Genomic DNA, 19,694 nt, shown 5'->3' with positions numbered 1-19,694 from the left:
GGACGACATCGACCCGGCCATCACCGGCGAGTCTCCGGAAGAACGGTGAGGGCCCCGGCCCGAGCCCGGTAGAACCGGACGGGTACGGCCCGTGACAGCCGATCGAGTGGGAACGCACAGCGCGAGCTGAGCGGACCAAGCGAGGTGGTACCGCGACCCGGCCCGGGCTCAAGATCCGGGCGGGCCGTCCTCGTGCAGACCAGCATCATTGCCAGGAGACCGCACGTGAGCTATCCGCTGACCCCGCCCGCCCGCCGAGACTCCGCCTTCGGGCGTGGAGTGAGCGCTTCGCCGCGCTTCCCCGAGATCGAGGAGCGGGTCCTCGCCTACTGGAAGGCCGACGACACCTTCCAGGAGTCGATCCGAGCCCGTGAGGGCGCCCCCGAATGGGTCTTCTACGACGGTCCGCCGTTCGCGAACGGCCTCCCGCACTACGGGCACCTGCTCACGGGCTACGCGAAGGACCTCTTTCCGCGCTTCCAGACGATGCGGGGCAAGCAGGTGCACCGCCGCTTCGGCTGGGACACCCACGGTCTCCCCGCCGAGCTCGAGGCGGAGCGGCAGCTCGGCATCACCGACAAGTCGCAGATCGAGGAGATGGGCGTCGCCGCGTTCAACGCCGCGGCGAAGGAGTCGGTGCTGCGCTACACGGGGGAGTGGCAGGACTACGTCACCCGCCAGGCACGGTGGGTCGACTTCGACGACGACTACAAGACGCTCGACCCGACCTTCATGGAGTCGGTCATCTGGGCCTTCAAGCAGCTCTACGACAAGGGCCTCGCCTACGAGGGCTACCGCGTGCTGCCCTACTGCTGGCGCGACCAGACGCCGCTCTCGAACCACGAGCTGCGGATGGACGACGACGTCTACAAGATGCGCCAGGACCAGACTGTCACCGTGACCTTCCCTCTGGTCGGCGAGACGGCCGAGGCGCTCGGCCTGACCGCGGTGCGCGCGCTGGCGTGGACCACGACTCCGTGGACGCTGCCGACCAACCTGGCCCTCGCGGTCGGCCCCGACATCGAGTACGCGGTCGTCCCGGCCGGCCCGAACGGCGCCGCCGACGGCAAGGGCGAGCCGGAGGAGCGCGAGCTCGCCGCGGAGTACCTCCTCGCGATCGACCAGGTCGGCGCCTACGCGAAGGATCTGGGCTACGCCTCCTCCGAGGACGCCCTCGCCGCCGTCTCCCGCACGCACCGCGGCGCGGAACTCGAGGGCGTCAGCTACGACCGCCTCTGGGACCACTACGCCGACACCGAGGCGTGGGGCACGCAGAACGCCTGGCGCATCCTCGTCGCCGACTACGTCACGACCAGCGAGGGCACGGGCATCGTGCACCAGGCCCCCGCGTACGGCGAGGACGACCAGAAGGTCTGCGAGGCGGCGGGCATCCCCGTCATCATCTCCGTCGACGACGGCGGCCGGTTCCTCCCCCAGATCGCCGAGGTCGCCGGTCTCCAGGTCTTCGAGGCGAACAAGCCGCTCACCCAGCTCCTGCGCGCCGAGCACCGGCTCCTCCGCCAGGCGAGCTACGAGCACTCGTACCCGCACTGCTGGCGCTGCCGCAATCCGCTGATCTACAAGGCCGTCTCGAGCTGGTTCGTCCGGGTCACCGCGATCCGCGACCGGATGGAGGAGCTGAACCAGGAGATCTCCTGGGTCCCCGGGAACGTCAAGGACGGCCAGTTCGGCAAGTGGCTCTCGGGCGCTCGCGACTGGTCGATCAGCCGCAACCGCTACTTCGGCTCGCCCATCCCGGTCTGGAAGAGCGACGACCCCGAGTACCCGCGCATCGACGTGTACGGCTCGCTCGACGAGCTCGAGCGCGACTTCGGCGTGCGCCCCGACGATCTGCACCGCCCGTTCATCGACGAGCTCACCCGCCCGAATCCCGACGACCCGACCGGCCGCTCGACCATGCGCCGCATCAGCGACGTCCTCGACGTCTGGTTCGACTCCGGATCGATGCCGTTCGCGCAGGTGCACTACCCGTTCGAGAACGCCGACTGGTTCGACTCGCACAACCCGGCCGACTTCATCGTCGAGTACATCGGGCAGACGCGCGGCTGGTTCTACACGCTGCACGTGCTCTCGACCGCGCTCTTCGACCGTCCCGCGTTCCGCAACGTCGTCAGCCACGGCATCGTCCTCGGCAACGACGGGCAGAAGATGTCGAAGTCGCTGCGGAACTACCCCGATGTCGCGGAGGTGTTCGACCGTGACGGGTCCGACGCGATGCGCTGGTTCCTGATGTCGAGCCCGGTGCTGCGCGGAGGCAACCTCGTCGTCACCGAGGAGGGCATCCGCGAGGGCGTCCGCCAGGTGCTGCTGCCGCTGTGGAACACCTGGTACTTCTTCTCGCTCTACGCCAACGCCTCCGGGGCCGCGGGCTACACCGCGACGCGGCGCACCGACTCCGAGGACGTGCTCGACCGCTACCTGCTCGCCAAGACGCACGACCTGATCGAGACCGTCACCGGTCACCTCGAGTCGCTCGACTCGACCCTGGCCGCCGCCGCGCTGCGCGACTTCGCCGACGTGCTCACCAACTGGTACGTCCGCCGCTCGCGCGACCGCTTCTGGCAGGGCGTCGACGACGAGGGCCACGGCTCCGACGCGTTCGACACCCTGTACACGGTCCTCGAGACCGTCTGCCGGGTGGCTGCGCCGCTGCTCCCGCTGGTCTCGGAGGAGATCTGGCAGGGCCTCACCGGCGGCCGCAGCGTGCACCTGACCGACTGGCCGACCGCGGACGAGTTCCCGGTCGACGAGACGCTCGTGCACGCGATGGACGCCGTGCGCGCGATCTCGTCCACCGCGCTCTCGCTGCGCAAGCAGGCGGGGCTGCGCGTCCGGCTCCCGCTCGCCCGCCTCACGGTGGTCGTAGCGGAGGCGGAGGAGCTCGCGCCGTTCGAGGCGATCCTCCGCGACGAGCTGAACGTCAAGGAGGTCGCTCTCGTCCCGCTGGTCGAGTCGAGCGCCGCCGACTACGGCGTCACGTCGCGACTCTCGGTCAACGCCCGCGCCGCCGGCCCGCGCCTCGGCAAGGGCGTGCAGACGGTCATCAAGGCCGCCAAGGCCGGCGACTGGAGCGAGACCGACGGCGTCGTCACCGCCGGCGGCGTCGAGCTGGTCGAGGGCGAGTACGAGCTGACCCTCGAGGTCGGCGGCGGGTCGGACGACCGCGCCATCGCGCTGCTGCCCCGCGGAGGCTTCGTGCTGCTCGACACGGCGACCACGCCCGAGCTCGAGGCCGAGGGGCTCGCCCGCGACCTCATCCGCGCGGTTCAGGACGCCCGTAAGGGCGCCGGCCTCGACGTGAGCGACCGCATCGTGCTCGAGGTGGTGCTCGACGAACTGAGCCTCACCGCGCTCGAGCCCTATGCCGTGTCGATCGCCGAGGAGACCCTCGCGACCGGTTTCGCCTTCGCCCCGCTCACCACGGCGCTCGAGGGCGGCGAGGGTGCGGTCGCCTTCGGCCCGGCGGGAACCGCCATCATCCGCATCGAGAAGGTCGAGGGCGCCGATGTCTGATCTCTTCGACGACGAGGGCCGTCGTCAGGCGGCCGACGCCGTCTACGCGACCCTGCTCGAGCGCCTCGGCGAGGCGAGCATCCGGCCCCGGCTCGCCCCCACCCGGCGAGCCGTCGAGATCCTCGGCGACCCGCAGCGGGCCTACCCGGTCATCCAGATCGCGGGCACGAACGGTAAGACCTCGACCAGCCGCATGATCGAGAGCCTGCTGCGCGCCCACGGACTGCGCGTCGGGCTGTTCACCAGCCCGCACCTCGAGCGCTTCAACGAGCGCATCGTGATCGACGGAGAGCCCATCTCGGATGAGGGCCTCGTCGCGAACTGGCAGGACGTCGAGCCCTACATCCGCATGACCGACGCCGAGCTCGCCGAGCAGGGCGAGGCGCCGCTGTCGTTCTTCGAGGCGATCACGGTCCTGGCCTACGCGGCGTTCGCCGACGCCCCGATCGATGTCGCGGTCGTCGAGGTCGGCATGGGCGGCGAGTGGGACTCGACCAACGTCGCCGACGCGCAGGTCGCGGTCTTCACGCCGATCGCGCTCGACCACATGAACCGGCTGGGCTCCACGATCGAGGAGATCGCCCGCACGAAGTCCGGCATCGTCAAGCCGCTGGCCTCGGTCGTCTCGGCCAAGCAGACCCCCGAGGCGGAGGCGGTGCTGCGCGACGCCGCGTCCATCACCGAGTCGACGATCGTCTTCGAGGGCGCCGAGTTCGACATCTCCTCGACGACCGTCGCCGTCGGCGGTCAGCTGGTGTCCGTCCGCGGGCTCGCCGCCTCGTACGAGCAGCTCCTCCTGCCGTTCTTCGGCGATCACCAGGCCGAGAACGCGGCGGTCGCGGTCGCCGCGGTCGAGACGTTCCTCGGCGGAGGCACGCAGCAGCTCACCGGCGGCGTCCTCGACGAGGGCTTCGCGGGCGCCACATCGCCGGGGCGCCTGCAACTCGTCGGGCTCGCGCCGCGCACCGTCGTCGACGCCGCGCACAACCCGCACGGCGCCGCCTCCCTCGCCGCAGCGCTCGGCCGCTACTTCGACTTCGACCGGGTGACGGCCGTCGTCGGCGTGCTCGCCGAGAAGGACGCGGAGGGGATCCTGCGGGCGCTCCTCCCCGTGGTCGACGAGCTGATCGTCACGACCGCGCCGAGCGATCGGGCGCTCCCGGCCGACGAGCTCGCCGCCCTCGCCCGGACCGTGTTCCCGGCGGAGGCGGTCCACGTCGCCGAGGACCCACTCGGCGCGCTGACGGCAGGCCGCGTCATCGCTGCGCGCACCGACAAGGGCGCGCTCATCGTGACCGGCTCGATCACCCTCGTCGGCCGGACGATCACCGTCGCCCGTGACGAGAACTGGCTCGGCGCGTGAGAGCCGGGCGTCCCCGGCGCAGCAGGACGGTCCGCGAGAGCCTCGGCTCGATCGTGCTCGGCTTCGAGACGGTCATCGTGTTCCTGGCGACCCTCGTCGCCTTCGGCCTCAAAGCCGGCGACCCCGTCGTGGTGCTGGTCGGCGGCGGAGTCGTCTGCCTCGCGATGATCGCGACCCTCGGCCTCCTGAACCGCCCCGTGGGGTTCCGGATCGGCTGGGCCCTCCAGTTCGTTATCGTGGCCTCGGGTCTGATCGTCCCGATCATGTTCGTCATCGGAGCGGCGTTCGTCGCCCTGTGGACGTACTGCATGGTCACCGGCGCCCGACTCGACGCCCAGGGCCGCCCGCCGGCCCCCGGGCCCACCGACCCCATCGAAGGAGACCGCTGAACCATGGCCATCCAGGAGACACTCGTCCTCGTCAAGCCCGACGGCGTCGCCCGCAACCTCACCGGCGAGATCCTCCGCCGCATCGAGGCGAAGGGCTACTCGCTCGTCGACATCACGCTCGTCGAGGCCGACCGCGAGCTGCTCGCCGCGCACTACGCGGAGCACGAGGGTAAGCCGTTCTACGAGCCCCTCGTCGAGTTCATGGAGAGCGGCCCCATCGTCGCGCTCCGCATCGCGGGCGACCGCGTGATCGAGGGCTTCCGCTCCCTCGCAGGCACCACCGACCCGACCACCGCCGCCCCCGGCACGATCCGCGGCGACCTCGGTCGCGACTGGGGCCTCAAGGTCCAGCAGAACCTTGTTCATGGCTCGGACAGTGCTGAATCCGCGGAGCGCGAGCTCTCGCTCTGGTTCGCCTGATCGGCGAACCGCCGCGCGAGCTCGCGCTCCGCGGTGTTTCGCGGTAATCCGCGAAACCGCAGTCGGCGTCCAGAAGTGGTCGCGCTCCAGAGAGCGTCTGGCGTGCGGCGACGGCAAAGCGCTGGGACGCGCTTTCCTGGATACGCCTCGTAGCTGGTCACTGACCCTGCAGGCTCACCTGAGTCGACGGCCGATCGCGTCCGGCCGTTGCACCTCATCGAGTGTCCAAGAGTTGTCGTACTCGTGTGCCCATTGCGACAACTCTTGGATGCTCGGTCGCCGCGTCCGGGCTCACGGCCTGCAGATCGCCGGCCATCCTCGCGGCGTATCCGGGAAAGCGCGTCTCAGCGCTTTCCCGTCGTCGTTCGCAGGACGCTCTGCGGTCCGCGACCGCCTCGGGAAGCCGACTGCGGCATCGCGGATTATCGCGATCTGAACGTGCTGTCCTACCTCTGAGGCTCTGCCTCAGAGGTAGGACAGCACGTTCAGACGAAACTGCGCCAGCACCGCGATCGCCAGGTAGCAGATCAGCGTGATGAAGGGGATCCAGCCGTAGGCGGCGCGCGCGAACCGCTGCACCGACTCCGGTACCGGGAACACGCCGTCGCGGAGATTGCGCAGCGTCACCAGCCAGAAGGCCGGGATCACCACCGCCCAGGTGAGCATGCACCACGGGCAGAGGGTGCCGAGGGCGAAGACGCTCGTCGCGATGAGCCAGCACACGAAGCCCAGGGCGAGGACGAAGCCCAGGTTGAAGACGGCCCAGAACCATCGGTCGAAGCGGGCCCCCGCGAGCAGCCCGGCACCCACCACGATCGGCGCGATCCACGCCGCGACTCCGATGAGCGGATTCGGGAAGCCGAAGATCGCGCCCTGCGGCGAGTTCAGGTTGGCGCTGCACTGCACCAGCAGGCTGAAGTCGCAGCCGAGGCCCGTCGTCGGGTCGGTCAGGGCAGTGAACTTGTCGAGTGTGAGCGCGAAGGCGGCCGTCCAGCCGATAGCTCCGAGCACGATCAGGAGGATCGCGAAACCGATCGGACGACGGCTGCTCGGGGCGCGGGACACCGCGTGATCGCTGGACACCGGGGGATTATGGCACGGGGCGGATCAGCGCCTCTGAGAATGCGTGCGATAATCGGATCCGTCGGTCGGCAACACCCCGCACCGACGCGAAGAAGGTTTACCGGGCGAGTACCGGGCCACAGGAGATCGACAGCGTTCCGCGAATGGACGCGACCGATCAACGTTCCACCGCGAGACGACCGACGGTCGCACCGCCACGGAGCACGTGTCGGATAGTCAGTTCCGAAGAGAAGCTGCACCCAGAGTCCGCGCCACGTGAGCGACGGAGCCGGGGGAGCGGAAGGATTCGCGACGGGCCCCAGGCGGTCCGCTCGCACGAGAAGAGCATCCGGGTGAGAAGGCGCGGCGGACGACCCGGCCGAGGAGTGCACCAGCAATGGTGGAAGACAACAGCACGAGCGGATCCGATCCGGACCGCGACGAGCCCCGCAGCGGGGTGAGGAAGATCAGCCGCCTCTTCGGTGGCCGTCGGGCTTCCCGACGGACCGAGTCGAGCGCGCCAGCGACAGGGGGAACGATCATCGATACCGACGAGACCGACCAGACCGAGCAGCAGGCGACGGAGCCGAGCACCGAGGAGTCGTCGACGGGCGCCGTGTTCTTCAACGCGCTCCCGCAGACGCCGACGACGGAGGGAGAGCGTCCGGCCCGTCCGACGCTCCCGAGCACGTCACTGCTCTTCCAGGCGCCTGATCTGCCCGCGTACGTCGAGCTGACCCCGCTGCCGCCGCGCGGTGCGCCGCTGGGCGTCCGCGAGGAGCGCGAGGCTCCGGTCGAGGAGCAGGGCTCCGTCCGCCGCCGTTCGCGTCGCCGCAGCGGCGAGACCGACCGCAACGGCTCCGACGACCCCGAGAACACGGTCGTCCGCGTCCGCCAGCCCCGCGAGCAGCGGGAGCAGCGCGAGCCCGAGCTCATCACCGAGCCGCAGCGCATCAAGGGGTCCACGCGCCTCGAGGCCAAGAAGCAGCGCCGGCGCGACGGTCGCGACGCGGGTCGCCGCCGCACCGTCGTCACCGAGTCCGAGTTCCTCGCCCGCCGCGAAGCGGTCGACCGCGTGATGGTCGTCCGCTCGCAGCAGGAGAGCATCCGCATCGGCGTGCTCGAGGACGGCGTCCTCGCCGAGCACTACGTCGCCCGCTCGCAGGAGGCGTCGCTGATCGGCAACGTCTACCTCGGCCGTGTGCAGAACGTCCTCCCCAGCATGGAGGCCGCGTTCGTCGACATCGGCCGCGGCCGCAACGCCGTCCTCTACTCCGGAGAGGTCGACTGGGACGCCGCGAACAACGCCGGCGGCCCGCGTCGCATCGAGCTCGCGCTCAAGCCCGGCGACCGCGTCCTCGTCCAGGTCACGAAGGACCCGATCGGTCACAAGGGCGCCCGCCTCACCAGCCAGATCTCGCTCCCGGGCCGCTACCTCGTCTACGTGCCCAACGGCTCGATGAACGGCATCTCCCGCAAGCTCCCCGACACGGAGCGGGCGCGCCTGAAGAAGATCCTCAAGGAGGTCCTCCCCGAGAACGTCGGCGTCATCGTGCGCACGGCGGCCGAGGGTGCGACCGAGGAGCAGTTGACGGTCGACGTCGAGCGCCTCACGGCGCAGTGGACCGCCCTGAGCGAGAAGGCCGCGACGGGCACGGCGCCCGCCCTGCTGCACAGCGAGCCCGACCTCCTGATCAAGATCGTGCGCGACGTCTTCAACGAGGACTTCGAGAAGATGGTGATCGCCGGCGACGACGCCCGCGAGACCATCGAGCTTTACCTCAGCCAGGTCGCCCCCGACCTCCTCGAGCGTGTCGAGGTCTACTCGGGAGACGAGGACGCGTTCGACGCGTTCCGGATCACCGAGCAGATCGAGAAGGCGCTCGAGCGCAAGGTCTGGCTGCCCAGCGGCGGTTCGCTCGTCATCGACCGCACCGAGGCGATGACCGTCGTCGACGTCAACACGGGCAAGTTCGTCGGCTCCGGCGGCAACCTCGAGGAGACGGTGACCAAGAACAACCTCGAGGCGGCCGAGGAGATCGTCCGTCAGCTGCGCCTGCGCGACATCGGCGGCATCATCGTCGTCGACTTCATCGACATGGTCCTCGAGTCCAACCGCGATCTCGTGCTGCGCCGTCTCGTCGAGTGCCTCAGCCGCGACCGCACCAAGCACCAGGTGGCCGAGGTCACCTCGCTCGGACTCGTGCAGATGACCCGCAAGAAGCTCGGTCTGGGTCTGCTCGAGACCTTCAGCGAGAACTGCGAGGTCTGCGCCGGCCGCGGGGTCATCGTGCACCACGACCCCGTCCTCAAGCACCGCTCGACCCTGCCTCCCCAGCAGGAGCGCCGCCGCGGCGGATCGGGTGGGGACCAGGCGCCGTCGAGGCGCTCGAACCAGCAGAACGGCAACGGTCAGAACGGCTCTGCGTCCAAGGCCGTCAGCACCCACGCCATCACCGACGACGCCAAGAACGCGCTCGCGCAGATCGCTGCGAGCACGATCCACCCGCCGGCGGTCCGTCAGGCCGCCGAGGAGGCCGTCGCGCTCGTCGACGAGGCGGCCGAGGAGTCGGCACGCACCGAGACCCCCGAGGCCGTCACCGAGGAGCAGGCGCCCGCCGAGACCTCCCGCCGGAGCGAGCGCCCCGCGCGTGGGGAGCGCCGCCGTCGCGGTCGCGACCGCGAGCCGCGCCCCGAGACGGTCGACGCGCCCGTCGAGGAGGCGAGCGCCCCGGCGCCCGTCGAGGCCGCACCCGCCGTGCCGATCCTGGACATCCCGATCCCGCCCGCCCCGCCGGCGGCCGAGCGACGCGTCCGCAGCGAGGTCGCCGAGCACCTGCTCGACTCCGTCCTCGACGCGCTTCCGGCGCCGAAGCAGCCCGGTCAGGGCCGCGCGAAGAGCCGCCGCGTGACGACCGCCGCCCTCACGGGTGTCGCCGTCATCCCCGAGCAGACCCCGCGACGGGCCGAGCAGCAGTAGCCGCTCCCAGCGGTCAGTGGGGCCCGGTGCCCGGCGAGAGCCGGCGCCGGGCCCTCTCGGTCTCGCGGTCGCGGCCCTTCACGCGCAGTCCGCTGTCCCGGAGGCGCTCCACGAGCTCGCGGGCACTGACCGCGACCGCGCCCGCCGCGAGCAGCTCCGCGCGCCGCTCCTCCGGGACGTCGTAGTGGTCGAGGTCGAAGCCGCGTTCCGGCAGCCCGACGCGACGCGCGAACGCGTGCAGCTCCTCCAGGGAGGTGTCGCTGACGAGGTGGGCCCAGAGCGTGCCGTGCGCCGGCCAGCGCGCCACGTCGAGGAGGATCGCCATCCCTCGATCGTAGGCGGCGCGCCGCAGCCGTCGGCGGCCGGTCCTCGACTATCGTGGCGGAGTCGTCAGTGCAGGACGGTGGAACTCCCGGATCCGTTTGACCGGTGGCCCCGCATCCCGTACTCTTGACCGTTGGTGTGGCGCGATCCATGTGCTCACGCAGATTTCCGCTGTCGCTCGCCTCCTCTGGGAGGGTGAGCCGCGGTGCCGGTTCCCCCGCGTCGTGTGAGGCGGGAACCGGAAGATCGGGGCTCCGCCCCGTCCCTACAAGCCCCGGATGGCGCCTTCGCTCCGTCCAGACGAGAAACAGGTACGAGAAGTGGTTTACGCAGTTGTGCGCGCCGGCGGTCGGCAGGAGAAGGTCGAGATCGGCACCATCGTGACGATGGACCGCATCAAGGCCGGCAAGGGCAGCACCGTCCAGCTTCCCGCCGTGCTCCTCGTCGACGGAGAGTCGATCACCTCGGACGCCGCCATCCTCGCGGGTGTGTCGGTCACGGCCGAGGTGCTCGAGGATCTCCGCGGCCCGAAGATCATCATCCAGAAGTTCAAGAACAAGACCGGCTACAAGAAGCGTCAGGGGCACCGTCAGGACCTCACGCGCGTCAAGGTCACGGGCATCAAGTAACCCTGCCGTCGGGCTGATCCAGCCCGTCAGCACATCAGCTGTCCCGCGGTGCGAGCCATCGTCCGCGGGTTTCCAGCACGGGGCTGCGGCCCCCCGGTCTCGAGGAGATGAGAAATGGCACACAAGAAGGGCGCGAGCTCCACTCGCAACGGGCGCGACTCGAACGCGCAGCGTCTCGGCGTGAAGCGCTTCGGCGGTCAGGTCGTCAACGCGGGCGAGATCATCGTCCGCCAGCGCGGCACCCACTTCCACCCCGGCGCGAACGTCGGACGCGGTGGCGACGACACCCTGTTCGCCCTCTCGGCCGGCGCGGTCGAGTTCGGCACCAAGGGCGGCCGCAAGGTCGTCAACATCGTGGCGGCGGCACTCTGAGCTTCTAGCCCGAGGCCCAGGCCTCAGAGACACACCTCCTCGGCCGAACAGGCACAGGATGCAAGGGGCGGGCTTCGGCTCGCCCCTTGCGCGTTGCAGCCGACCTGCACACCGGGCTCCGGCACTCCGGCGCCCCCACCACACATCGGACGGAAATCTCACCCATGGTCACCTTCGTCGACAACGTCACGCTGCACCTGCGTGCCGGCCACGGCGGGAACGGCTGCGTCTCCGTCCGTCGCGAGAAGTTCAAGCCCCTGGCAGGTCCCGACGGCGGCAACGGCGGTCACGGAGGCGACATCGTCCTCGTCGCCGACCCGCAGACCACCACGCTCCTCGCCTACCACCGCCACCCGCACCGCTCCTCCGACAACGGCGGGCCCGGCATGGGCGACCACCGAGCCGGGGCCAACGGGGAGCTCCTCGAGCTGGCCGTCCCCCTCGGCACCGTCGTCAAGTCGCCCGACGGCGACGAGCTCATCGACATGGACGAGCCCGGGCTCCGCTACGTCATCGCGCCGGGAGGCCAGGGCGGGCTGGGCAACGCGTCGCTCGCGACCACCAAGCGCAAGGCGCCGGGCTTCGCACTGCTCGGCACCCCCGGCTGGGAGGGCGATGTCGTCCTCGAGCTGAAGACGGTCGCCGACGTCGCCCTGGTGGGCTTCCCCTCCGCCGGCAAGTCGAGCCTCGTCGCCGCCATCTCGGCCGCGAAGCCGAAGATCGCCGACTACCCCTTCACGACGCTCGCCCCCAACCTCGGCGTGGTCCAGGCGGGGGAGTCGCGCTACACGGTCGCCGACGTCCCCGGACTCATCGAGGGTGCGAGCGAGGGCAAGGGGCTCGGCCTCGAGTTCCTCCGCCACGTCGAGCGCTGCACCGCGCTCGTGCATGTGCTCGACTGCGCCACTCTCGAGCCCGGTCGCGACCCGCTGACCGATCTCGACATCATCCTCGGCGAGCTCGCCGCGTACCCCGTCGGTGACGGCCAGGTGCCCCTGGTCGAGCGTCCGCAGCTCATCGCACTCAACAAGGTCGACGTCCCGGAAGCGAAGGAGCTCGCCGACTTCGTCCGCGCCGATCTCGAGGGCCGCGGCTACCGCGTGTTCGAGATCTCCGCCGTCAGCCACGCAGGTCTGCGCCAGCTGACCTTCGCGCTCGGCGAGATCGTCGAGCAGCACCGCCTCGAGCTCGCCGCGGTGCCCAAGGTCGAGCGGATCACCATCCGTCCGCGCGCCGTCGACGAGAAGGACTTCGAGATCCGCGTCGAGGGCGGTTCCTACGGCAACATCTACCGCGTCCTCGGCACCAAGCCGGTGCGCTGGGTCGCCCAGACCGACTTCACCAACGATGAGGCGGTCGGGTTCCTCGCCGATCGCCTCGCCAAGCTCGGTGTCGAGAACGGGCTCTTCTCGGCAGGCGCGGTCGCCGGCTCGACCGTGGTCATCGGCCGGGGCGACGGAGTCGTGTTCGACTGGGAGCCGACGCTCACCTCGACCGCGGAGTTGATCACGGCCCCGCGCGGGACGGACCTGCGCCTCGACGAGAACCAGCGCAAGACGCGCAACGAGCGCCGCGAGGACTACTTCGAGCGGATGGACGCCAAGGCGGCCGCCCGCGCCGAGCTGGACCGCGAGCGCCAGGGTGGCGTCTGGCGCGTCGCCGATGAGGGCGACCCCTCGGAGGACTGACCGAGCGGGCTCCTGCGCCGTCGCAGGAGCCGGCTGTCGGCCTCGCGCCAGCGAATACACTGGCCGGATGCCGCAGACGACCCTCGATCGCAGCGCCGCCCTCACGGAGCGCTTCACCGCCTCCCGGACGGCCTCCCGCTCCCTCCGCAGCGCCACCACCGACCTCAAGAACCGCGCCCTGCTCGCGATCGCCGAGGCGGTCCGCGCCGGCGCGGAGCGCATCGTCCCCGCGAACGAGCTCGACCTCGCCAACGGCCGTGAGAACGGCATGAGCGCCGGACTGCAGGACAGGCTCCGCCTCGATGAGGCCCGCCTCGGCTCGCTCGCCGACGCCGTCGTCGCGGTCGCCGGGCTGGTCGACCCCGTCGGGCAGACCGTCCGCGGGTCGAACCTCCCCAACGGCGCCTCGCTGACGCAGGTCAGGGTGCCCTTCGGCGTCGTCGGAGCGATCTACGAGGCCCGTCCCAATGTCACCATCGACATCGCCGCGCTCGCGCTCAAGAGCGGCAACGCCGTGATCCTCCGCGGCGGCAGTGCGGCCGAGAACACCAACCGGATCCTCGTCGAGCTCCTCCAGGAGGCCGTCGCCTCGGTCGGACTGCCGGCAGAGCTCGTCCAGACGGTCGACGACCACGGCCGCGAGGGTGCGAAGGCGCTGATGCGGGCGCGTGGCTTCGTCGACGTCCTGGTCCCGCGGGGGAGCGCCGGCCTGATCGAGTCGGTGGTGACGGAGTCGACCGTGCCCGTGATCGAGACCGGCGCGGGAGTCGTCCACGTCTTCCTCGACGCGACCGCCGATGAGCAGTGGTCCGTCGACATCGTGCACAACGCCAAGACGCAGCGCCCGAGCACCTGCAACGCACTCGAGACCCTCCTCGTGCACCGCGACGCCGCCGAGCGTCTGCTGCCGCCCGTCCTCGGCCGCCTCGCTCGCGCAGGCGTGACCGTTCACGGCGACGAGCGCGTCCGCGCGATCTTCCCCGACGGCGTCGAGGCCACGGAGGAGGACTGGTCGGCCGAGTACTACTCGCTCGACATCGCGGTCGCCGTGGTCGACGACCTCGACGCGGCGATGGAGCACATCGCGCGCTACTCCACCCACCACACCGAGTCCATCGTCACCAACGACCTCCGGAACGCCGAGCGCTTCCTCGCCGAGGTCGACTCCGCCGTCGTGATGGTGAACGCCTCGACGCGCTTCACCGACGGAGGCGAGTTCGGCTTCGGCGCCGAGGTCGGCATCTCGACGCAGAAGCTGCACGCGCGCGGCCCGATGGGCCTGCCCGAGCTGACGAGCACGAAGTGGCTCCTGCGCGGCGCCGGGCAGGTCCGCGCCTAGCGTCCGACTAGACTCGACGGAGCCCCTCGGGGCATCCCGACCTTCAAGGAGCACCTCATGTCCCTGGCGACGACCGTTCTCGCAGAGGCCTCGACGCACGTCGAGCTGCCGTTCCCGGCCATCGTCTTCGGGCTGATCGCCGCTGTCGCCTTCACGGCGCTCGGCTTCGTCACCTGGAGCTACCGCGACGTCGCGAACCGCCACTCGCACAAGACCGCGGGTGCCTCGCACGATCAGCACGGCCACGGCCACTAGTCCGGAGGCGCCACCATCGTGACGTCCGCCGTCAGCGGAGACCCGCGGCGTCCCCGCATCGGCGTGATGGGCGGCACGTTCGACCCGATCCACCACGGCCACCTGGTCGCCGCCTCCGAGGTGGCGCAGTCCTTCGACCTCGACGAGGTCGTCTTCGTGCCGACAGGTCAGCCGTGGCACAAGAAGACGGTGACCTCGGCCGAGCACCGCTACCTGATGACGGTCATCGCGACCGCGTCGAATCCGCGCTTCACCGTGAGCCGTGTCGATGTCGACCGGATCGGCACCACGTACACGATCGACACCCTGCGCGACATCCACCTCGCGCATCCGGACGCCGAGCTGTTCTTCATCACGGGAGCCGACGCCGTGGCGCAGATCCTGAGCTGGAAGGACTACGACGAGCTGTGGGAACTGGCCCACTTCGTCGCCGTCAGCCGCCCGGGCCACGTGCTGAACGTTTCGGGTTTACCGGCCCAGGACGTATCCTTGTTGGAAATTCCGGCGCTAGCGATTTCCTCGACGGATTGTCGGAGCCGCGTGAACCGGGGTGATCCGGTCTGGTATCTGGTTCCCGATGGTGTCGTCCAGTACATCTCGAAGCACCACCTGTATCGGAGTACGTCATGACAGTTCAGCCCGAGGAGACGCCGCTCACCCGGCGCGAGATCCGCGAGCGCGAGCGACGCGAGGCCGGTGCCGCCCCCGCCGCCGTGCCGACCACTTCCCGACGAGCCGCGACGGCCTCCACGACGGCGGCCGGCGAGATGCCGATCCTGACGCCGACGCAGACCATCCGCGTGACGGCCGTCGAACCGACTCCGGCGGGCGAGCCCGAGCTGCGCACCTCCTCGATCGACATCGTCACTCCCGACGGAGAGCGTCCGCTCACCCGTCGCGAGCTGCGTGCTCTCCTGGCGAAGCAGCAGGCCGAGCAGGTCGCCGCGACGCCGGTCGATGATCCCGCGCCGCCCGCTGCCGAGAACGAGACGCTTGCCGCCGGGGTAGAGGAGCCGCCCGCCGCGAACGAGCCGACCCACGACGAGAAGTCGGACGTGGAGGGTGCGCTCGACCGTGCCGCCGCGCTGCCCTCCTCTGGGACCAGCGGCGAGTTCGCGGTCGCCGAGCAGCCCAAGTTGAACACCGCCCTGTTCGCCACGGTCGGCGGCTCCCTCGACATCGCCGACGAGAAGGCGACCGAGATCACCGGCAGCTTCCACCCGCCGATCGAGCACCTCGCCATCACCGACGAGCTCGACAGCAAGTCGAAGGAGGAGGTCGACGCCTCGTTCGACTCCCTCATCGCCAGCGGCGTCGCCTCGACCGGAGCGGTCACCACGACGAACGCGCTGATCCTGCCGACGTCCGGCGACACCAAGGTCGACACCGGTGAGGTCCTGGTCACCGGATCCTTCGACCTCCCGCGCAGCCTCGGCTCGACGGGCCAGCATCCCAACCTCTACGACTCCCCGGACGTCGACCGCTACGTCGATCGCATCGACCGTGAGCAGCCCGCCTCCGAATCGGAGCCGGTGCGCGCGTCGAGCGCGGTCTCGACCCACGCCGCGGGTACCGCAATGATCGCGCCGCAGAAGCGGACCGGCATCAGCACTCCCGTCGTCCTCGCCATCACGGCGGCGGTCCTCCTCGTGGCCTCGATAGCGCTGTTCATCGGCGGCTTCGTCCTCAACATCTTCTGATCCACCATCGACACTGAAGGCTTCATGACTGCGACCGATTCCGCCCGCGCACTGCTCCAGCTCGCGGCCACTGCCGCCGACTCCAAGGGCGGGGAGGATCTGGTCGCGCTCGACGTGTCGGGTCCGCTCCCTCTGGTCGACATCTTCTTCCTCGTCACGGGGCGCTCCGAGCGCAACGTCGTCGCGATCGCCAACGAGGTCGAGGACCGCCTGAACGACTCCGGGGCGAAGCTCCTGCGCCGCGAGGGACGCGCCGAGGGCCGCTGGATCCTCCTCGACTTCGGCGACCTCGTCGTGCACGTCTTCCACGAGGAGGACCGCATGTACTACTCGCTCGAGCGCCTCTGGAAGGACTGCCCGACCGTCCCGTTCAGTATCGCCGGCACGAGCGTCGACAGCGCTGTGGCTGTCGACTCCGCGGCCGCCTCGAACTGACGAACACGCCCGGCGACGCCGCTCGATTTCTCCTCACGCAGATCGTGTTGTAGTTTATTCGAGTTGCTTCCGCCGGGCGGAGGAGCGAGCCGAGAGGCTCGGGTCTCCAGTTCGAGAAGCGCACCAAGGGTCCGTGGCGCAGCTGGTAGCGCACCTGCATGGCATGCAGGGGGTCAGGGGTTCGAATCCCCTCGGATCCACCGCACGACGGAAGCCGCCTCAGGGCGGCTTCCGTCGTTAACGGCTGCATGGTGCGGCAGGAGCCGAAGTGGGGCCACTGCCGGCACCGCTCCCTGCGCCAGACTGGCTACATGCCGACCCCGACCGCGCCGCGCGGCCTCATCACCCAGTTCTCCATCGTCGACGCACTGCTGGCCGGCCTCTTCGACGGAGTCGTCTCGCGGGCCGAGGCCGACAGCGCCGGCGATTTCGGCCTCGGCTGCGGCGACCACATGGACGGCGAGCTCGTGGTGCTCGACGGCGTGCACCGCCTCTTCCGGGGTGACGGGTCCGTCACAGTCCTCGAGCCGGAGGACACCATCGCCTTCGCCGAGATCGCACGATTCACCCCCGGGTCCTCCGAGGTGCTCGAGAGCGTCGACTCTCTCGACGAGCTCCTCGGAGCCGTGAGGCGCGTCGTGCCGAGCCCCAACGTCTTCGTCGGCGTGCGTGTCCGCGGCCGCTTCGGCCGGCTGACGCTCCGCCAGCCGATCGCGCAGATCAAGCCGTACCTCCGGCTCGCCGACGCGATGCACGACCAGCGCGAGATCCACCTGAGCGGAGTCGAGGGCACGCTGGTCGGCTTCATCGGGCCGCGGCCGTTCCAGGGCATCAGCGTCGCAGGTCTGCACATGCACTTCGTCGACGTGACAGGAGGCGTCGGCGGCCATGTGCTGGCCGCCTCCGGGTTGCACGGCGAGCTGGCCGTCGAGCAGTACGGCGGCATCACCGTCCGCCTTCCGGAATCCGACGACTACCTCGCGGCAGACCTCGACGAGGACGCGTCCGCCGCCGACGCCGAGATCCGTGACGTCGAGTCGGATCACGCGCACTGACCGCCGGCTCTACCCTGGAGTCATGCCCAGCCTGCGCGACGTCCACGCTGTCATCGACCGACTCTGGCCGGAGGAGGCTGCGGAGGGGTGGGATGCACCCGGCCTCGTGACCGGTGACCCCGACGCCCCCGTCGAGCGGATCCTGCTCACGGTCGATGTGGTCTCCGACACCGTCGCCGAGGCGGTCGGCGGCGGGTACCAGCTCCTCGTCGCCCACCACCCCCTCCTGCTGCGCGGGGTCACGTCGATCGCAGAGGACGGCTACAAAGGACGCCTCCTCGCCGATCTCATCCGGGGCGGCTGCGCCCTCGTCTCGGCCCACACGAACGCCGACATCGTCGCCGACGGCGTCTCCGACGTCATCGCGACCCGGCTCGGGCTCACCGGCACCACCCCGATCGTCCCCGGAGCCGACCCGTCCGTCGGCCTCGGGCGTGTCGGCGACCTCCCCGAGGAGGTGACCCTGGGCCGCCTCGCCCGGGCCGTCGCCGAGCTGCTGCCCGCCACTGCTGGGGGAGTGCGGGTCGCCGGGGGCTACGACGCTGCCGTCCGCCGCGTCTCGCTCTGCGGAGGCGCGGGCGATTCGCTCCTCGACGAGACAGCCGTCAGGACCAGCGACGTCTACGTGACCGCCGACCTGCGGCACCACCCCGCATCGGAGGCGCGGGAGAAGGCCCTGCACGGTACGGGCCCGGCCCTCATCGACGTCTCGCACTGGGCGAGCGAGTGGCTCTGGCTCGATGTCGCCGCCGCGGCACTGCGCGAGGCCCTGCCCACCGTCTCCGTCACGGTCAGTGAGACCCGTACCGACCCCTGGGATTTCGCGATCGTCCACTAGCCGGCGGCAGGCACGGGAGAATGGATGCGGCACGCCACCCTCCGTGCCGGGAACGAGGACCGCGACGTGAAAGCCAGCCCCGCAGACCAGCGCGAGCTCTTGACCCTGCAGAGTCTCGACACGCGAGGTGCCCAGCTGCGCCACGCCATCGCGACCCTCCCGCAGATCGCGAAGATCCAGGCGATGCAGGCCCGCGACGCGCAGACCCGCCGGAGCCTCGCCGAGCGGGTGGGACGTGTCGAGGACGTCCGCACCGAGCTCGGCCGCATCGAGTCCGACGTCACGGTCGTCGAGAAGCGACTCGCGCGCGACCGCGAACGCCTGCAGACCGCCTCGTCGACCAAGGACATCGCCGCGCTCGAGGGCGAGATCACGTCGCTGGTCAAGCGCCGCGGAGACCTCGAGGACATCGAGCTCACCCTGATGGAGCGCATCGAGGGCATCGAGGCCGAGGTCGCCGCCGCCCAGGCCGAGCGCGACGAGGTCGTCGCCGCCCTGGAGACCCTCGCCGAGGAGCGCGACGCGCAGGCGGCGAAGCTCGCCGACAAGCAGGAGGCGCTCGCCCGCGACCGCGCCTCCGTCGTCGCGACCATTCCCGAGGATCTGGTGGAGCTCTACGAGAAGCAGCGTGCCCGCTACGGAATCGGCGCTGCCCTGCTCCGCGGCAAGGTGTCGGAGGGGAGCGGAGTCGCCCTCACCGAGTCCGACCTGTCCTGGATCCGTGCCTCTGCTCCCGACGACGTCGTGCTGTGCCCCGACAGCCAGTGCATCCTCGTCCGCGGCGACGAGTCGACCCTCGCCTGACCGGAGCCGTACACTGGGTTCGCGAACGGGCCGGCAAGACGGTCGCGTCGCCGGGGCGAGAGCCCCGGCGCCGAGGAACGTCCGGGCTCCGCAGAGCAGGGCGGTGGGTAACACCCACCCGGGGTGACCCGCGAGACAGTGCCACAGAAAGCAGACCGCCACGGGCTCCGGCCCGCGGTAAGGGTGAAACGGTGGTGTAAGAGACCACCAGGGGCCGGAGTGATCCGGCTCGCTCGGTAAACCTCGCCCGGAGCAAGGTCAGACAGAGGACGATGCGGCTGCTCGTCGGGTCCTCGGGTAGACCGCTGGAGGGTCACGGCAACGTGACTCCGAGAGAGATGGCCGTCCAGCGCCCGCCGAGAGGCGCGGCGTGAACAGAACCCGGCGTATCAGCCGGCCCCTTCGCCCACTGAAGCCCGTTGCGCGTTAGCGCAGCGGGCTTCTGCGGCCTTCGGGGCCGGCCGGGTGCTCACACCGCGGCGGTCCCCGACCGCCGCGGGAGGACCT

18 protein-coding genes, 1 tRNA gene and 1 other RNA gene are annotated in these 19,694 nt (G+C 70.4%); 18 read left to right on the top strand and 2 right to left on the bottom strand.

Features of this window, described 5'->3' with window-relative positions; translation table 11 throughout:
* Positions 1-225: 225 nt before the first annotated feature.
* From ileS to ndk, 4 genes are read left to right on the top strand one after another with little or no spacing between them, the layout of a single operon-like run.
* Positions 226-3,534 carry an isoleucine--tRNA ligase gene (gene ileS, locus ASG06_RS14820; RefSeq protein ID WP_082499273.1) on the top strand — a complete coding sequence of 1,103 codons (3,309 nt, stop codon included), beginning with the start codon at positions 226-228 and terminating at the stop codon, positions 3,532-3,534.
* Positions 3,527-4,897 (top strand): bifunctional folylpolyglutamate synthase/dihydrofolate synthase, encoded by a 1,371-nt coding sequence (locus ASG06_RS14815; RefSeq protein WP_056043889.1) that lies wholly within the window; start codon positions 3,527-3,529, stop codon positions 4,895-4,897. Before ileS ends, ASG06_RS14815 begins: the two co-directional genes overlap by 8 nt.
* Entirely contained in the window at positions 4,894-5,286 is a 393-nt protein-coding gene (locus tag ASG06_RS14810) for a DUF4233 domain-containing protein (protein ID WP_231727767.1), read from the top strand. Before ASG06_RS14815 ends, ASG06_RS14810 begins: the two co-directional genes overlap by 4 nt.
* Positions 5,287-5,289: 3 nt before the next feature.
* Positions 5,290-5,706: a nucleoside-diphosphate kinase gene (gene ndk, locus ASG06_RS14805; RefSeq protein WP_056043882.1), complete on the top strand. Its 417-nt coding sequence runs from the start codon at positions 5,290-5,292 to the stop codon at positions 5,704-5,706.
* Between the two features lie 465 nt (positions 5,707-6,171).
* On the opposite strand, the gene ASG06_RS14800 is transcribed toward ndk, so the two are convergent.
* Positions 6,172-6,789: a vitamin K epoxide reductase family protein gene (locus ASG06_RS14800; protein ID WP_231727766.1), complete on the bottom strand. Its 618-nt coding sequence runs from the start codon at positions 6,787-6,789 to the stop codon at positions 6,172-6,174.
* 376 nt (positions 6,790-7,165) lie between these two features.
* Here ASG06_RS14800 and ASG06_RS14795 point away from each other — a divergent pair, with 376 nt between their 5' ends.
* Positions 7,166-9,748 carry an Rne/Rng family ribonuclease gene (locus ASG06_RS14795; protein WP_082499272.1) on the top strand — a complete coding sequence of 861 codons (2,583 nt, stop codon included), beginning with the start codon at positions 7,166-7,168 and terminating at the stop codon, positions 9,746-9,748.
* A 13-nt stretch (positions 9,749-9,761) separates the two neighbouring features.
* Here the strand turns inward: ASG06_RS14795 and ASG06_RS14790 are convergent, their stop codons facing one another.
* Positions 9,762-10,073, bottom strand: a complete 312-nt coding sequence (locus tag ASG06_RS14790) for a DUF4031 domain-containing protein (RefSeq protein WP_056043876.1) — start codon at positions 10,071-10,073, stop codon at positions 9,762-9,764.
* Between the two features lie 319 nt (positions 10,074-10,392).
* On the opposite strand from ASG06_RS14790, the gene rplU reads away from it, so the two are divergent.
* The 13 genes from rplU (at position 10,393) to rnpB (ending at position 19,592) form a co-directional block, all read left to right on the top strand.
* The gene (rplU, locus tag ASG06_RS14785; protein WP_056043873.1) at positions 10,393-10,701 is read left to right on the top strand and encodes a 50S ribosomal protein L21; all 309 of its coding nucleotides are present in this window, start codon (positions 10,393-10,395) and stop codon (positions 10,699-10,701) included.
* Between the two features lie 114 nt (positions 10,702-10,815).
* Positions 10,816-11,073, top strand: a complete 258-nt coding sequence (rpmA, locus tag ASG06_RS14780) for a 50S ribosomal protein L27 (protein ID WP_056043871.1) — start codon at positions 10,816-10,818, stop codon at positions 11,071-11,073.
* 164 nt (positions 11,074-11,237) lie between these two features.
* Positions 11,238-12,761 (top strand): GTPase ObgE, encoded by a 1,524-nt coding sequence (obgE, locus tag ASG06_RS14775; RefSeq protein WP_056043868.1) that lies wholly within the window; start codon positions 11,238-11,240, stop codon positions 12,759-12,761.
* Between the two features lie 67 nt (positions 12,762-12,828).
* Positions 12,829-14,100 (top strand): glutamate-5-semialdehyde dehydrogenase, encoded by a 1,272-nt coding sequence (locus ASG06_RS14770; RefSeq protein ID WP_056043864.1) that lies wholly within the window; start codon positions 12,829-12,831, stop codon positions 14,098-14,100.
* 57 nt (positions 14,101-14,157) lie between these two features.
* Entirely contained in the window at positions 14,158-14,355 is a 198-nt protein-coding gene (locus ASG06_RS14765; protein WP_056043860.1) for a hypothetical protein, read from the top strand.
* An 18-nt stretch (positions 14,356-14,373) separates the two neighbouring features.
* A complete protein-coding gene (gene nadD / locus ASG06_RS14760) occupies positions 14,374-14,985 on the top strand; it encodes a nicotinate-nucleotide adenylyltransferase (RefSeq protein WP_082499271.1) in 612 nt (203 codons plus the stop codon).
* Entirely contained in the window at positions 14,982-16,055 is a 1,074-nt protein-coding gene (locus ASG06_RS14755; RefSeq protein WP_056043852.1) for a hypothetical protein, read from the top strand. The genes nadD and ASG06_RS14755 overlap by 4 nt, the downstream gene beginning before the upstream one ends.
* A 24-nt stretch (positions 16,056-16,079) precedes the next feature.
* The gene (rsfS, locus tag ASG06_RS14750; RefSeq protein WP_056043850.1) at positions 16,080-16,490 is read left to right on the top strand and encodes a ribosome silencing factor; all 411 of its coding nucleotides are present in this window, start codon (positions 16,080-16,082) and stop codon (positions 16,488-16,490) included.
* A gap of 127 nt (positions 16,491-16,617) precedes the next feature.
* Positions 16,618-16,690 (top strand) — tRNA-Ala (locus ASG06_RS14745).
* 111 nt (positions 16,691-16,801) lie between these two features.
* Positions 16,802-17,545 (top strand): acetolactate decarboxylase, encoded by a 744-nt coding sequence (locus tag ASG06_RS14740; protein WP_056074159.1) that lies wholly within the window; start codon positions 16,802-16,804, stop codon positions 17,543-17,545.
* Positions 17,546-17,567: 22 nt separating this feature from the next.
* The gene (locus ASG06_RS14735) at positions 17,568-18,383 is read left to right on the top strand and encodes a Nif3-like dinuclear metal center hexameric protein (RefSeq protein ID WP_056043844.1); all 816 of its coding nucleotides are present in this window, start codon (positions 17,568-17,570) and stop codon (positions 18,381-18,383) included.
* A 66-nt stretch (positions 18,384-18,449) separates the two neighbouring features.
* Complete coding sequence (locus tag ASG06_RS14730; protein ID WP_056044576.1) at positions 18,450-19,187, top strand: zinc ribbon domain-containing protein; 738 nt, start codon at positions 18,450-18,452, stop codon at positions 19,185-19,187.
* Positions 19,188-19,213: 26 nt separating this feature from the next.
* An RNA gene (gene rnpB, locus ASG06_RS16060) (RNase P RNA component class A) lies at positions 19,214-19,592 on the top strand.
* Positions 19,593-19,694: the final 102 nt, after the last annotated feature.

The sequence above is a fragment of the Rathayibacter sp. Leaf185 genome (assembly GCF_001423885.1).
Lineage (GTDB): Bacteria > Actinomycetota > Actinomycetes > Actinomycetales > Microbacteriaceae > Rathayibacter.
This window is presented reverse-complemented; position numbering and strand designations above follow the sequence as displayed.